Annotated in this window: 13 protein-coding genes; 8 read left to right on the top strand and 5 right to left on the bottom strand. The window is 35.0% G+C overall.

What is annotated here, in order from left to right; translation table 11 throughout:
• The 5 genes from UH7x_RS18295 to UH7x_RS18275 all read right to left on the bottom strand — a co-directional run bounded on the left by UH7x_RS18295 (window position 1) and on the right by UH7x_RS18275 (window position 5,330).
• On the bottom strand, window positions 1–933 hold the full coding sequence (locus UH7x_RS18295) for a DUF1835 domain-containing protein (protein WP_482361371.1): 933 nt from the start codon (window positions 931–933) through the stop codon (window positions 1–3).
• A gap of 125 nt (window positions 934–1,058) precedes the next feature.
• Entirely contained in the window at window positions 1,059–1,385 is a 327-nt protein-coding gene (locus tag UH7x_RS18290) for a translation initiation factor (protein ID WP_482361370.1), read from the bottom strand.
• A gap of 94 nt (window positions 1,386–1,479) precedes the next feature.
• Window positions 1,480–2,694 carry a tRNA modification GTPase gene (locus UH7x_RS18285; protein ID WP_482361369.1) on the bottom strand — a complete coding sequence of 405 codons (1,215 nt, stop codon included), beginning with the start codon at window positions 2,692–2,694 and terminating at the stop codon, window positions 1,480–1,482.
• A 105-nt stretch (window positions 2,695–2,799) separates the two neighbouring features.
• Window positions 2,800–4,380: a sulfatase gene (locus UH7x_RS18280; RefSeq protein ID WP_482361368.1), complete on the bottom strand. Its 1,581-nt coding sequence runs from the start codon at window positions 4,378–4,380 to the stop codon at window positions 2,800–2,802.
• A complete protein-coding gene (locus UH7x_RS18275) occupies window positions 4,380–5,330 on the bottom strand; it encodes an isopenicillin N synthase family dioxygenase (protein WP_482361367.1) in 951 nt (316 codons plus the stop codon). Before UH7x_RS18275 ends, UH7x_RS18280 begins: the two co-directional genes overlap by 1 nt.
• A gap of 129 nt (window positions 5,331–5,459) precedes the next feature.
• On the opposite strand from UH7x_RS18275, the gene UH7x_RS18270 reads away from it, so the two are divergent.
• From UH7x_RS18270 to UH7x_RS18235, 8 genes are all read left to right on the top strand, one after another.
• Window positions 5,460–7,436 carry an alpha-ketoacid dehydrogenase subunit alpha/beta gene (locus UH7x_RS18270; RefSeq protein ID WP_482361366.1) on the top strand — a complete coding sequence of 659 codons (1,977 nt, stop codon included), beginning with the start codon at window positions 5,460–5,462 and terminating at the stop codon, window positions 7,434–7,436.
• 78 nt (window positions 7,437–7,514) lie between these two features.
• Window positions 7,515–8,639 carry an NAD(P)/FAD-dependent oxidoreductase gene (locus tag UH7x_RS18265; protein WP_482361365.1) on the top strand — a complete coding sequence of 375 codons (1,125 nt, stop codon included), beginning with the start codon at window positions 7,515–7,517 and terminating at the stop codon, window positions 8,637–8,639.
• Window positions 8,640–8,674: 35 nt separating this feature from the next.
• Window positions 8,675–9,355, top strand: coding sequence for a methyltransferase domain-containing protein (locus UH7x_RS18260; protein ID WP_482361364.1), 681 nt, complete (start codon window positions 8,675–8,677; stop codon window positions 9,353–9,355).
• Window positions 9,348–10,403 (top strand): type III polyketide synthase, encoded by a 1,056-nt coding sequence (locus tag UH7x_RS18255; RefSeq protein WP_482361363.1) that lies wholly within the window; start codon window positions 9,348–9,350, stop codon window positions 10,401–10,403. Before UH7x_RS18260 ends, UH7x_RS18255 begins: the two co-directional genes overlap by 8 nt.
• 245 nt (window positions 10,404–10,648) lie before the next feature.
• Window positions 10,649–11,092, top strand: a complete 444-nt coding sequence (locus UH7x_RS18250; protein ID WP_482361362.1) for a 3-hydroxyacyl-ACP dehydratase FabZ family protein — start codon at window positions 10,649–10,651, stop codon at window positions 11,090–11,092.
• Complete coding sequence (locus UH7x_RS18245; protein ID WP_482361361.1) at window positions 11,085–12,362, top strand: beta-ketoacyl-[acyl-carrier-protein] synthase family protein; 1,278 nt, start codon at window positions 11,085–11,087, stop codon at window positions 12,360–12,362. Before UH7x_RS18250 ends, UH7x_RS18245 begins: the two co-directional genes overlap by 8 nt.
• Before the next feature lie 56 nt (window positions 12,363–12,418).
• Complete coding sequence (locus UH7x_RS18240; RefSeq protein WP_482361360.1) at window positions 12,419–12,673, top strand: acyl carrier protein; 255 nt, start codon at window positions 12,419–12,421, stop codon at window positions 12,671–12,673.
• Between the two features lie 351 nt (window positions 12,674–13,024).
• Window positions 13,025–13,363, top strand: coding sequence for a hypothetical protein (locus UH7x_RS18235; protein WP_482361359.1), 339 nt, complete (start codon window positions 13,025–13,027; stop codon window positions 13,361–13,363).
• The last annotated feature ends 5 nt before the right edge of the window (window positions 13,364–13,368 follow it).

The following is a 13,368-nucleotide window of genomic DNA, read 5'->3' as shown; positions in this document are numbered from 1 at the left end:
TTAGAGTTTTAGAATCTTATCGGTATCTGTGTTGTAAAGGAAATTATATTTTAAAGCTCCACCCAAATAAACATCGTTATCTTGAATACATGAATAATAGCTGGTTTGATTTTCCAAAATATCTTTGCCCTTTTTGGTAAGTCTAACTGGATTGAAAGAAGTGAAGAGTGGTTTTAGCCTACTAAAAGCTCTTCCGTATTGTGTATCTCCAAATCCTAATCCACCCTGATTCTGAAGTACTGTTTGGAGGAAGGCGCCTTTAGATTTTGGTTTTTTATCAATTGCAAGTCGTAAAATGTTATTTTCCATCTCGTTTAAACCATTTTTAATACTAGGAAAACGGTGCAAATGATTTTTTACGGCCTCCGATAAATAGTTAAACTGGTAATTTTCAAAATCACTAAGGTTTTCTAGGCGAATAGGGTTATCGCTACAATACAATTGCCATACATAATCTGCATATTCAATATCATCTTGACTTAATGTTACTCGATTTTCGTAAAGATTTAATAATTGCTCATCATTTAAATCACAAAGCCCATACATTTTATCCGTTTGGTCTTCTTTGCCACTGCAAACTAGTGTGATTTCTGCGTATTTGCGGTGCGTTTTAAGCCAGCTTATAACAGCAAGCATGTTTATTTGACAAAATAGGTCGTATTCAAACCAAAGCACAATTCTATCTTCTTGCTTGTGATTACACAAAGACCGGTATTCTTTAAGAGTTTTTTCAATAAACCAAGATTTTGAAACCTTGTAGTTTTTATTCAGGAATTCAAATCTGGTTTTCCAAAATGTTTCGCTACCAACATTTGTAAGTGTTTTGCCTTCACAAAGCATTTCACGCCAAGTAATAATATCACCTTTTAATTTGAGTGATTTTAACTTTTCAGTGAAACTGTCTCCGTTAGTGATATGTAGTAGGGAGCTCATATTTTTGGGTGTGGTTATAGATTAGTAAATAAAAATACCAAATAATTTCAATCTTCAAAATAAAATTAACAGAAAAAACAATTTCAATCTTCATTTGTGATATTCCTATCATATCACCAAAAAATCTATCCGCCAACTCGCTTTACGTTAAACCCTTTTTGCTTAAGTAATTCCATGATTTTATCTCTGTAATCGCCTTGTATTATGATGCTTTCGCCCTTAATACCGCCACCAACACTTAAAGCTTTTTTTAATTCCTTTGCAAGCTGTTTAATATCTTTGTCGGCACCGTTATATCCTTCTAATATTGTTATTGGCTTGCCTTTTCGCTTTTCGTACTTGCAAATAATAGGGTCTTCCTGGAGCCAAATAGTACTCTTAACAACCTTCTTGGGTTGCTCTTTTTCTATATGGTCTGGAAATAAGTTCTTTAATTGATCTTTTAAATCCATAAGAATTTTATAGTCTTAAATTCATTCAAATGGGAATGGCAATGTATTAAAAACTTTGCTTAATTGTTTTAATTTTTATCATTTCGTATACATTCTAAAAAATGTTGTAACCAAAAACTAAATTAACTGCCTTATAATCAGTTGACCAAAAAGTATAATCATTTAATATATTTCTTGAAAATGTATAACGCAATTCTAATTGTAACTTTTTATTTAAAGCATATCCAATACCTGAGACAAAATTTTGATTCGAACTCATTTCTAAATCATCTATATTACCTAAGATAATTTCAGAATCTGTATGAAAATCATGCGAAAAAGCAAAATCTATAAAAATTCTTGATTTTGTATTTAAAAACATTGAATAACGAACCCCTATTGGTAATTCAATGGAACTATAATTAACGCTAGCATCGTACTTCTCATTTTCTATAAACTCCTTGTAAATTTCTATCTTTTGCTCCGAAGCATATGTTTGGTAGGTAGGCTCAACAAATACAGACCACTTGCTTTTATTATATGGTAATACAAATTCTAGTTCTGTACCAAATCGAACACCGGCAGCATTAGGGAAATCAAAGGTGTATTTAGGATTAATACTATTGGATACACTAAAGGTATTATAAGTAAGAGCGGGACGCAGCCAAAGATTAAAATCAATTTTCCGAACCTCGGATTCTTCTATCACGAAATCACTATTTGTACAAGAATTGTAGTTGTCAAATACCCTTTTAAGTGATTTTGTGGTGTACTCCAATTTGTTTATTAGCGATGGCTTTACAGTTTCGCAACGCAAAGAGTTTAAGATTTGTTGGCGATAATGGTTGTTAATTTTGATTTTGTCAAACTCAGTTAAGTATTTTTTATATACTAATTGCGTTATTTCTCCGTCGTTGTAACTAATAAAGAATCTTCTTAAGCCTTGTTGATTATAACTATATAAGTTTGCAGATCCTTCTACGACAACCTTTAAAAATAATCTCTCATTTATAAATTTTGGTTGTTTATTGCGGTCTAATTTTTTTATAATATTAGAGGAACGGTCAATATCAACAGCAGTTCCAATATATTTAGCGCCGTTTAAAACTCCAAATTCGATTACATCCGAAACATCTGCTCGTTGAATTTTATCGTTTTCAGAAAGTTTGTAATTGAAACTAGTAGGACTTTCTTTCCAATCTACATTCCGAATTAAGCAACTAACTTTTTCGCCAGTGGCACTAATAAAATAGCCCTTTTCGTATTCAATTTGGGCAATAGCAGTACTTAAAAACAAGAACATTAATAAAGTTGAAATCTTTTTTTTCATTTTATAAACTATCATTTCTATGAATGCTATTAACGAATCATTTCAATAAATAGTCTATTAATCAAAAGGCTTTAGTAGATCTTATCTAGTGTACAGCATATATTGTTAATCCGCTGTTACTTTGCTTCCCCACCAATCAGGATTGGGTTGGAAATCATCTGATAATACCTCTAAACGCTGTTCTTCTAATTGTGGCCATTTTTCAGTTACGATACTTTCATGCCTTTTTTGATTTAAATCGGCATCGAACTTAGAATCTTCTGAAGCCATGTTTGCATTGACACTATTTAGCCAGGTTAAAAGATTTTTGCTTAATTCTTCTTTAATATTTTTATTGCTTTCTGAAAGATTGTTTTGTTCTCCAGGGTCCACTTCTAGATTGTACAGTTCTTCATGACCATCTTCCCAATAATGAATTAGTTTCCACTTACCCAAACGTATAATAGAAGACGGGTCGCCTCCTTGATTTCCATAATGAGGATAGTGCCAGTACAAGGGTCTTTTCGATAATTTACTTCCTTCAAGTAAAGGTTTAAGACTAACCCCATCAATATGCTGATTAGGTTTAAGTTCTATATTTGATAAATCTAATATTGTTGGGTATAAATCAGCACCAGTAACTGGATATTCAATAGTTTTTGTGGTATTTGCAATTGTCGGAACCTTCATAAAATAGGGTTCACGAATACCGCCTTCCCATTGGTATCCTTTGCCACCTCTAAGAGGAAGATTCGCTGTAGAAAATGAATCGCCGGATGCAACGCCACCATTATCAGATGTAAATACCACAATTGTATTTTTGTCTAATCCTAAGTTGTCTAAAGTTTTTAAAACTATCCCAACAGCATCATCCATTTGCGCTACTAAACCTGCATAAATAGGATTATCTTGCACTTGTCTAATCGGTAGTTTGCGTTCCATTATATATCCAGTATCTGCCAATCCTGCATTAACAGCTTTGTTTTGATATTTGGTCCATTTCTCTTTAGTCGTCTGTATTGGACCATGCACTGCATAAAACGAAAGCATTGCAAAAAAGGTAGTGTCTTTGTTTTTTTCAATGAAACGTGCAGTTTCATTAGCCAATCGCATTGATAGGTTCTCACCATCTTTTTCATTTTCGAGACTCGGATTTACCCAAGGTGAAAAATACCCACCCATTGGACTTCCTTTTTCCCATCCACCAGCATTAATATCAAAACCATGGTCTTCTGGATAAGATCCTTCATCTCCCAAATGCCATTTCCCCGCAAAAAACGTTTTGTATCCTCCTGCTTTCATGGCTTCTGCCATTGAAATATCTTCTTTGGGTAGTTCATGAGTATATGTGGCAGGTAGCATTTTATCATATCGATTATGCTCACGCCAAGCTTCGCCTGACTTGGCACCAATCCAATCTGTAACTTTATGGCGTGCGGTAAATTTGCCTGTCATTATAGTTGCCCGAGATGGGCTACACACACGACTTCCAGCGTAACCTTGCGTAAATTCTACGCCTTCCTTTGCAATTCGGTCAACATTGGGTGTTTCATAGTAGGTGCTGCCAGTATAACTTAAATCGTGAAGTCCGAGATCATCAACTAAAATAAAAAGCACATTAGGTTTTACTTTTTCCGGTACTGTAGCCTTTTCTTGACAAGAAGACATTACAATACCACATAGTAATAGAATAGAAAGGTTTCGCATTATTCTTTTATTAAACCAAGTTCGATCAAACGCTCATGTAAAAATTCGCCAGCAGTTATGTCCTCATATTGTTTCGGATTTTCATCATCGATGCAGTTTTCCAAACAGTTTAATGGCATCTCACTAATAGGATGCATAAAAAACGGAATCGAATATCTTGATTTTCCCCAACTTTCTTTTGGTGGATTAACAACTTTATGAATTGTGGACTTCAAACGGTTATTAGTGTGTCTAGATAGCATATCACCAACATTTATCATTAGCTGATCTGGTCGTGCTATAGCATCTACCCATTCATCATTGTGATTTTTAACCTGTAAACCGCGACCATGGGCACCCATTAATAAGGTGATAAGGTTAATATCGCCATGGGCTGCAGCTCGTTCTGCATTTTTTGGTTCAGCAGTTATCGGTGGATAATGTATAGGTCTAAGAATGGAATTTCCATTTTTAATGTAATCATCGAAGTAAGTTTCTTCAAGATTTAAATGGAGTGCCAACGCTCTTAGAACATATTTAGCAGTTTTTTCAAGCATTTTGTAAGTTTCTTTTCCCACTTCATTAAAAGCAGGTAATTCTTTTACATCAATGTTGTTATGATATTCTGCTTCCAATTTTGGATTGTCTTCAACATACTGTCCGAAGTGCCAAAATTCTTTTAGATCGCCTTCCGTTCTTCCTTTTGCATGTTCTTTTCCAAAAGATGTATATCCTCTTTGGCCACCGATACCTTCTATTTCATAGCTATCTTTAACATCTTGCGGTAGGTCGAAGAACTTTTTTATTTCTGCATATAGATTTTCAACTAATTCTTCGGATAGAAAATGGCCGCTTAAGGCTACAAAACCAATATCTTCAAAGGCAGAACTGATTTCGTTAATGAATTTCTGTTTTCTCTTTTCATCTCCTGATAGGAAATCTTGTAGGTCTACACTTGGTATTGCGCTCATGAAAATACTTTTTTAGTGGAATCAAAGTTAATAAATAAAGGTTCAATTCGCTATCTGGTTAAAATCGGAGATGTAAATCACGATTTTGCTATTTTTACTTAAATAATGTTAGTTTTTTATAAAGTTCAAATGGAATTCAAAACTAAAGGCATTGCCTCAGCCAAGCAAGTGCAGCTTTTTGAGCGAATGCTAAAGCCAAGAATGGTTGAAGAGAAGATGTTGATTCTCTTACGGCAAGGTAAAATTTCTAAATGGTTTAGTGGTATTGGACAAGAGGCTATTGCTGTTGGTGTTGCAAGTGCTCTAAGTAATGAAGAGTATATATTGCCAATGCACCGAAACCTTGGTGTTTTCACTTCGAGAGACATTCCATTGCATCGACTTTTTTCGCAATGGCAAGGTAAGTCCAATGGCTTTACGAATGGACGTGATCGCAGTTTTCATTTTGGCACTCAAGATTATAAAATAATAGGTATGATATCGCATCTAGGCCCACAATTAGGGGTGGCCGATGGTATTGCCTTGGGGAATCTGCTTAAGAAAAATAAAGAAATAACTGCTGTTTTTACTGGTGAAGGTGCTACTAGTGAAGGTGATTTTCATGAAGCATTAAATATTGCGGCGGTATGGAATTTACCAGTGCTTTTTTGTATTGAGAATAATGGTTACGGACTTTCTACGCCTACCAATGAGCAATACCGATGTAAAAACCTTATAGATAAAGGTGTTGGTTATGGCATAGAAGCTCATTTAATTGATGGTAATAATGTAACAGAGGTTTATGCGAAGGTGAAATCGCTTTGCGAACAACTTCGGAAGGAACCAAGACCAGTTATTTTGGAGTTTCAAACATTTAGAATGCGAGGGCATGAAGAGGCAAGTGGAACTAAATATGTACCAGAAGAGCTCATGCAAACTTGGGCTAAAAAAGACCCAATTGAGAATTATCAAAAGTTTTTACTTCGCTCTGGGGCACTATCTAAAGAAGATATAAATAAACTTCGTCATAATATTGCAGCTGAAATCAATGATGAATTGAAGCTTGCCTTTAATGAGAATGAAGTTGTATTAAACAAGGAGAAAGAGTTGCTAGATGTTTTCGCACCTTTTAATTATCAAGAAGTGCAACCTTGCAGTACCGTTAAGAATATACGCTTAGTTGATGCAGTATCTAGTGGCCTAAAACAATCAATGGAAAAACATGATGATTTGGTTATCATGGGGCAAGATATAGCAGAATACGGAGGTGTTTTTAAAATCACGGAAGGTTTTGTGGAAGCTTTCGGCAAAGACAGAGTTAGAAATACACCAATTTGTGAGTCTGCTGTTGTTTCAACTGCAATGGGATTAGCGATACAAGGCATGAAAGCCGTTGTGGAAATGCAATTTGCTGATTTTGTAAGTACCGGTTTTAATCCGATTGTAAACTACTTGGCTAAGTCTTATTATAGATGGGGCCAGTCAGCAGATGTTGTTATTCGTATGCCATGTGGTGCTGGGGTGCAAGCAGGACCTTTTCATTCGCAAACCAATGAAGCCTGGTTTACAAAAACACCAGGTTTAAAGGTTGTATATCCTGCTTTTCCTAAAGATGCTAAAGGGCTTCTGGCAACTGCTATAAATGATCCTAATCCGGTTTTGTTTTTTGAACACAAAGCATTGTATCGTAGTGTTTATCAAGATGTGCCTGTTGATTATTATACCATACCATTTGGGGAGGCTGTTTTGCTGAAGGAAGGCGTATCAGTAACCATTGTAACTTATGGTGCTGGAGTACATTGGGCTTTGGAAACACTTTTAGAATTACCTAATGTGTCTGCGGATTTACTAGACTTACGGACGTTAGTCCCAATGGATATTGAAGCGGTTTATGCATCTGTAAAGCGAACAAATAAATTAATCATTCTACAAGAAGATAGTCTCTTCGGTGGCGTTGCTAGTGATATTGCAGCTGCCGTTATGGAAAATTGTTTTGAATTTTTAGACGGACCTATTAAAAGGGTAGCCAGTCTTAATACCCCGATACCATTTGCTAAGACGCTTGAGGATAATTATTTGCCTAAAGAGCGATTTAAGGAAGAGCTACTGAACTTAGTCGCCTATTAATTTTAAGCGACATTATATTATCTCGAATTTTCTTACTAAGACTCTCTGATTTTTGTTAAAATTCCTATCTTTCATTATATGATTGCATATGATGTTATTATTGTTGGTGGTGGCCTAGCTGGACTTACTGCAGCAATTGATGCTAGAATTAGAGGTCATTCCATTTTGATTATCGAAAAAAAGACATACCCGCATCATAAGGTATGTGGAGAATATGTATCAAATGAAGTACTACCTTATCTTGAAAGTTTAGGTGTTTCTTTAAATAATCTTGGTGCTGTTAGCATCAATACTTTACAATTTAGTACAGTTGCTGGTGATGCAGTTTCTACGAAGCTCCCGTTGGGGGGAGTTGGAATTAGTCGCTATGCCTTTGATAATATATTATATAAAAAAGCAATTGATTTAGGTGTGAAATTCTGTTTTCAAGGTGCTTTGTCCATTGAATTTGAAAATAAACAATTTGAAGTTGCTACGGATCAAAAGGAAATCTATTCAGCACTAGTAGTTATTGGTGCTTATGGGAAGCGAAGCAATTTAGATAAACAATTAAAGCGTGATTTTATCCAGCAAAAATCATCTTGGTTGGCAGTTAAGGCGCATTATAAATATGAGTTTCCTTCAAATTTAGTGGCCTTGCATAATTTTAAGGGAGGTTATGGGGGACTGTCTAAAGTGGAATCGGGTGCCGTTAATTTTTGCTACCTGGCTAATTATGCCGATTTTCAAAAAGAAAGGAATATCGTAAGCTTCAATAAAAATGTGGTTTCGAAAAATCCATTTTTGGCTTCTTTTCTAAAAAATGCAGAATCACTTTTTGAAGAACCTTTAACTATTGCTCAGATTTCTTTTAATTCGAAAAAAGCAACAGAAAATCAAGTAATAATGTGTGGTGATACTGCTGGGTTAATTCATCCACTTTGTGGAAATGGAATGTCAATGGCTATTCATGCTGCAAAAATTGCTTCTGAACTCATTCATAAATTTCTAGATGAGAAAACTTATAGTAGAGAACAACTAAATACGGATTATGAAAATGAGTGGAATTATACATTTAGACAAAGATTATGGGTTGGGCGAAGAGTGCAATCTATTTTATTAAATCAAAGATTATCGAAGGTTGCTTTGGCAACAGCTGTGAAATCTCCAAGTCTTCTTCGTACCTTAATACAAAGAACGCACGGTAAACCAATTAAAGTGTAATGGATTTTTCATTTCGACATAGCGAATCCGAGTTGATGGATGATGCTCAAGTTCCTATGGATACTTTGAGGGCAACGTATCTTGATATTAATCGTGCGAATAATTTTTTAGGTGGAGATCGAATTGTTTTAAATACTTTGAAAATATTAGTGTCTGAAAATCCTAAAGAGAAATATAAGGTATTTGATGTTGGATGTGGTGATGGTGCTATGCTTCGTAAAATAGCAGATGTTTTTCGAAAGGAAAATATCAATGTAGATCTTTTAGGAATCGATATTAATGAAAAAGCAATTGTCTTAGCTGAAAAGGCTTCCAAGTCATATCCTGAAATAAAATATGAAGCTCTAGATATATTTAAAGTCGATGGATTAAAAGCTGATTTTGTGATTACGACACTTACGATGCATCATATTGCTGAGGGTGATGTTTTAATTTTTTTGAAAAGCTTGTTGAAAATGTCGCGGTTTGGGATCATAGTTAATGATCTGCAGAGAAGTCGCATTGCATATTATCTGTTTAAATTGTTTAGTGCTATTTTTATAAAAACAAAGATTGCTAAAAGTGATGGACTAGTTTCAATTCGGAGTGGATTCACAAAACAAGAGTTTAAGAACTACTCCAAACTATTTCCAACAAACCAACACTCCATCAAATGGAAGTGGGCTTACCGATTGAATTGGGTTATGCGTTTTAATGAAAAAGAAATTAATGAATAAAGTTCGAATTGCGGCAGTCGACAAAGAATTGCCAAAATATTGTCGAGAAACTTCTGATATTATCCCTTTGGTTGAAGCTTGGTTAGGACATCAAGATCAACGTTTTATGCGTAAAGTTGTAAAGATTTTTGAAGGTGCAGCTGTGGATAAGAGATATAGTATTATGAGTCCCGAAGATGTTTTTTCTGCTACATCTTTTGAGGATAAAAATAATATTTACATACGGGAAGTCAAAAAGTTAGGGTCTTCAATTTTAAGTAAAACTTTAGGTAAGTGTAATTGGCAACCTGAATCAATAGATTATATAATAACAGTTAGTTGTACTGGTTTTATGATACCTTCTTTAGATGCGTATCTAATTAATGATTTAAAGCTTCGACAAGATGTTGTTCGCTTGCCCGTTACTGAAATGGGATGTGCTGCTGGCGTGTCCGGATTAATTTACGCCAATAACTTTTTGAAGTCTAACCCAGGTAAACGTGTGGCATTGGTAGCTGTGGAGAGTCCTACTGCTACTTTTCAGCATACGGACTATTCGATGGCAAATATGGTAAGTGCTGCAATTTTTGGGGATGGCGCGGCTTGTGTGCTTTTGTCCTCAGAAGAAACGGTAGAAGGACCATGTATTATTGGTGGAGAGATGTATCACTTTGCGGATACTACCCAGATGATGGGATTTGATTTAACAAATCACGGATTAAAAATGATCTTAGATATAGCTGTTCCAGAAACGATAGCGGCTCATTTTCCAGCAATCGTACATCCCTTTCTTAAGAAATACGGGGTATCTATAGCGGAAGTGGAGCACTTGATTTTTCATCCCGGAGGAAAGAAAATAGTACAGACTGTTGAAGATTTGTTTGGTGCTTATGGGAAGAATATTGATGATACTAGAGCGGTTTTAAGGGAGTATGGCAACATGAGTAGTGCTACTGTCTTATATGTTTTGGAACGTTTTATGGAAAAGGAATTAAAGTCCGGTGATAAGGGTTTAGTGCTTAGTTTTGGGCCAGGTTTTTCAGCGCAACGCATATTGTTGGAATGGTAAAGTAATTATTCACTTTAAGTTATTAATTATCTATTTATCAATTAATTGTGATTTTATTCCTTTGTTTAATTAGTTTATTTTTGAGTTTTGATATTTGAAAATAACCCAGTTGCCAAATGGATTTTTAATACGATATTGAATTTAATGTATTTTCAAATGTTTTATATCTTATATAACTTTATGTAAAGTTTTATAAATAATTGCAATATAGTGTTTTACATAAATTTGTTTCTATATATTTCGACATGAATCAACAAGAAATTTTAAGTAAACTGCCGTATCAAGAACCTTTTTTATTTGTGGACACCTTAGATCAAATAAATGAAGACGGTGTAACGGGGAGTTATCACTTTAAAGAAAACGCTGATTTCTACAAGGGGCATTTCAAAAATGAGCCTGTTACTCCGGGAGTGATTTTAACGGAATGTTGTGCTCAAATCGGATTGGTTTGTTTGGGATTGTATCTGTTGCAAGAAAGTGAATTGAAATACATACAAATTGGAATGAGTAGTTCTGAAATGGAATTTTACATTCCTGTTTTGCCAAATGAAAAAGTAAAAGTGGTTTCAGAAAAAATCTATTTTAGATTTAATAAGTTGAAGTGTAATGTGAAAATGTATAACGAAAAAGATGCTTTGGTTTGCAAAGGATCTTTAGCTGGAATGTTTAAAATTATGTCTAATGCGTAGACGGGTTGTAATTACAGGTTTAGGTGTTTGTGCTCCAAATGGTATAGGTCTCGATGCATTTGGATTGGCCTTAGAAAATGAAACTAGTGGTATTCGTTTTCAACCGAAATTAGCCGAGCTCAATTTTGGTTGTCAAATTGCGGGAGAGCCACTGGTGCCATCTAACTTGGGAAATAATTACTTTACTCCATTGCAGTTACGTGGACTGAATGCCAGTGGTATAGTGTATGGTGTAATTGCAGGTGTAGATGCATGGAAAGATGCTAAACTATCTGTGGTTGCCGATACAAACCCTGATTGGGATAGCGGTATTCTCTTCGGGACTGGGATATTGGGCGTAGATAAGTTTAGAGAGGCTATTCATAATATTGACGATGGTAATGTTAGACGTTTAGGTAGTACTAGTGTTTTACAAACGATGGCGAGTGGTATTAGCGCCTATTTAGGTGGAATATTAGGTTGTGGAAATCAGGTGACTACTAATTCATCTGCTTGCACTACAGGCACAGAAGCCGTATTAATGGGTTATGAGCGTATTTCGACTGGTAAAGCAGAGCGAATGTTGGTTGGTAGCTGTAGCGATAGTGGTCCTTATGTATGGGGCGGATTTGATACTTTACGTATTCTTCCAAGAAAATATAATGAAAACCCAACTCAGGCAAGTAGACCTATGAGTGCTTCCGCATCAGGATTTGTGCCTGGTAGTGGGGCAGGGGCACTAGTCTTAGAATCTTTGGAAAGTGCTCAAAAAAGAGGTGCTAAAATTTATGCAGAAGTTTTAGGGGGTGCAGTTAATAGTGGCGGACAACGCGGAGGAGGTAGCATGACTGCACCAAATAGTGAAGCAGTACAAAGGTGCATAGCATCGGCTATTGTAAATTCGGAAATTGAGAAATCGGATATCGATACCATCAATGGGCATTTGACTGCTACTTCAAAAGATGCTGATGAAATTGCCAATTGGAGTGCTGCATTAGAAAGTAGTGGTGTAGATTTTCCATATATCAATTCTACAAAAGGTACTATCGGACACTGTTTGGCAGCAGCAGGCAGTATAGAGTGTGTTGCTTCAATATTACAATTTGATAAGCAAAAAGTTTTTGGAAATCGAAATTGTGAAGATTTGCATCCAGACATATTAAAAGTAATCGATGCTAGTCGCATTCCGCAAAAAACTTTTAATTATAAACCACAAGTTCTAGCAAAAGCTAGTTTTGGTTTTGGCGATGTAAATGCTTGTGTTATTTTTAAGGCGTACAATATACAATAGGTTGCTGAATAAAAACCTTCAGTATACTTCGATTTTCATATCAATAAAAAGTAGCAATGAATACGGAAGAGCGCTATCAAAAATTAAAGGCAATTGTAAAGTTATACTTACCTGAAGATGTTTCGGAAAGTGAAATATCCGAAGAAAGTCATCTCATTAATGAACTTAATATTAATTCTGCTAATCTAGTAGATATTATACTTGATGTTGAAGATGCATTTGATATAGTTCTTGAAAATGAAGACATGGATAAAATGGAAACCGTTAAAGATGCGCTACAGATTATTGACCAAAAACTAAGTGCTAAATAGGAAAAATACTATAAGATTCAAAATTCCAATTTTCTTCCTCAAACTAAGTGTTTGACTTTAAGGTGTTACCGAATGGTAAAAGTTACGTTAAATTTGAAATGGACTATCATTTATCCGAAGTTTATTCCTATATTTAAGTAACTAAATACCTCTAACTACATAGCTTTATTTAATGTGACCCATAAAAAGTGAAGGCACTTTTTATTCGATTGCCATCGAATACTTCCAAAGTTCAAAGGCAAGCTTTAAGCAACAGATTACCAAAAATTGAATTTTTAATTGGACTTAGCCCATAGTGTATAACTACGGACTTAAGAATTGAAATGTTTGTTTAACCCTAAATCGGAGTATATGGAAACTTTATCAAGAAAAAACAGTAATGATGTAAGTGCTATTAGAACTAATAGCTTGTTGAGATTAAAACGTGCTAACAATGAAATTAATTTGTTAAGCAATAAATTAAGGTCTTACACCTATGAACCCTGTACATACAGCCTTCATCAAAAGTTTCAATCGCTAAAAGAGCGAATGGAAAATCTTAAAAAGAGCAATGAGGAAATAATTTCGTCTGTAGAACAAGGAAGAGCTTTTGTAGGCGATGTTTCAGACAAAGTGATGGAACAAATTCGTGATTTCAATGATTTACGAATGGGGATTTTCGATTACACCAATATGGTTAAATCACACTAAACAGG

This window comes from Aurantibacter sp. UH7 (genome assembly GCF_056839165.1).
The sequence above is the reverse complement of the archived record's forward strand: the minus strand, read 5'-3'. Positions and strand labels throughout refer to the sequence as shown.

What these genes read in the sequence shown, in the direction of transcription:
- UH7x_RS18295 (WP_482361371.1), bottom strand. Translation starts at nt 933, where the DNA reads ATGAGCTCCCTACTACATATCACTAACGGAGACAGTTTCACTGAAAAG.
- UH7x_RS18290 (WP_482361370.1), bottom strand. Translation starts at nt 1,385, where the DNA reads ATGGATTTAAAAGATCAATTAAAGAACTTATTTCCAGACCATATAGAA.
- UH7x_RS18285 (WP_482361369.1), bottom strand. Translation starts at nt 2,694, where the DNA reads ATGAAAAAAAAGATTTCAACTTTATTAATGTTCTTGTTTTTAAGTACT.
- UH7x_RS18280 (WP_482361368.1), bottom strand. Translation starts at nt 4,380, where the DNA reads ATGCGAAACCTTTCTATTCTATTACTATGTGGTATTGTAATGTCTTCT.
- UH7x_RS18275 (WP_482361367.1), bottom strand. Translation starts at nt 5,330, where the DNA reads ATGAGCGCAATACCAAGTGTAGACCTACAAGATTTCCTATCAGGAGAT.
- UH7x_RS18270 (WP_482361366.1), top strand. Translation starts at nt 5,460, where the DNA reads ATGGAATTCAAAACTAAAGGCATTGCCTCAGCCAAGCAAGTGCAGCTT.
- UH7x_RS18265 (WP_482361365.1), top strand. Translation starts at nt 7,515, where the DNA reads ATGATTGCATATGATGTTATTATTGTTGGTGGTGGCCTAGCTGGACTT.
- UH7x_RS18260 (WP_482361364.1), top strand. Translation starts at nt 8,675, where the DNA reads ATGGATGATGCTCAAGTTCCTATGGATACTTTGAGGGCAACGTATCTT.
- UH7x_RS18255 (WP_482361363.1), top strand. Translation starts at nt 9,348, where the DNA reads ATGAATAAAGTTCGAATTGCGGCAGTCGACAAAGAATTGCCAAAATAT.
- UH7x_RS18250 (WP_482361362.1), top strand. Translation starts at nt 10,649, where the DNA reads ATGAATCAACAAGAAATTTTAAGTAAACTGCCGTATCAAGAACCTTTT.
- UH7x_RS18245 (WP_482361361.1), top strand. Translation starts at nt 11,085, where the DNA reads ATGCGTAGACGGGTTGTAATTACAGGTTTAGGTGTTTGTGCTCCAAAT.
- UH7x_RS18240 (WP_482361360.1), top strand. Translation starts at nt 12,419, where the DNA reads ATGAATACGGAAGAGCGCTATCAAAAATTAAAGGCAATTGTAAAGTTA.
- UH7x_RS18235 (WP_482361359.1), top strand. Translation starts at nt 13,025, where the DNA reads ATGGAAACTTTATCAAGAAAAAACAGTAATGATGTAAGTGCTATTAGA.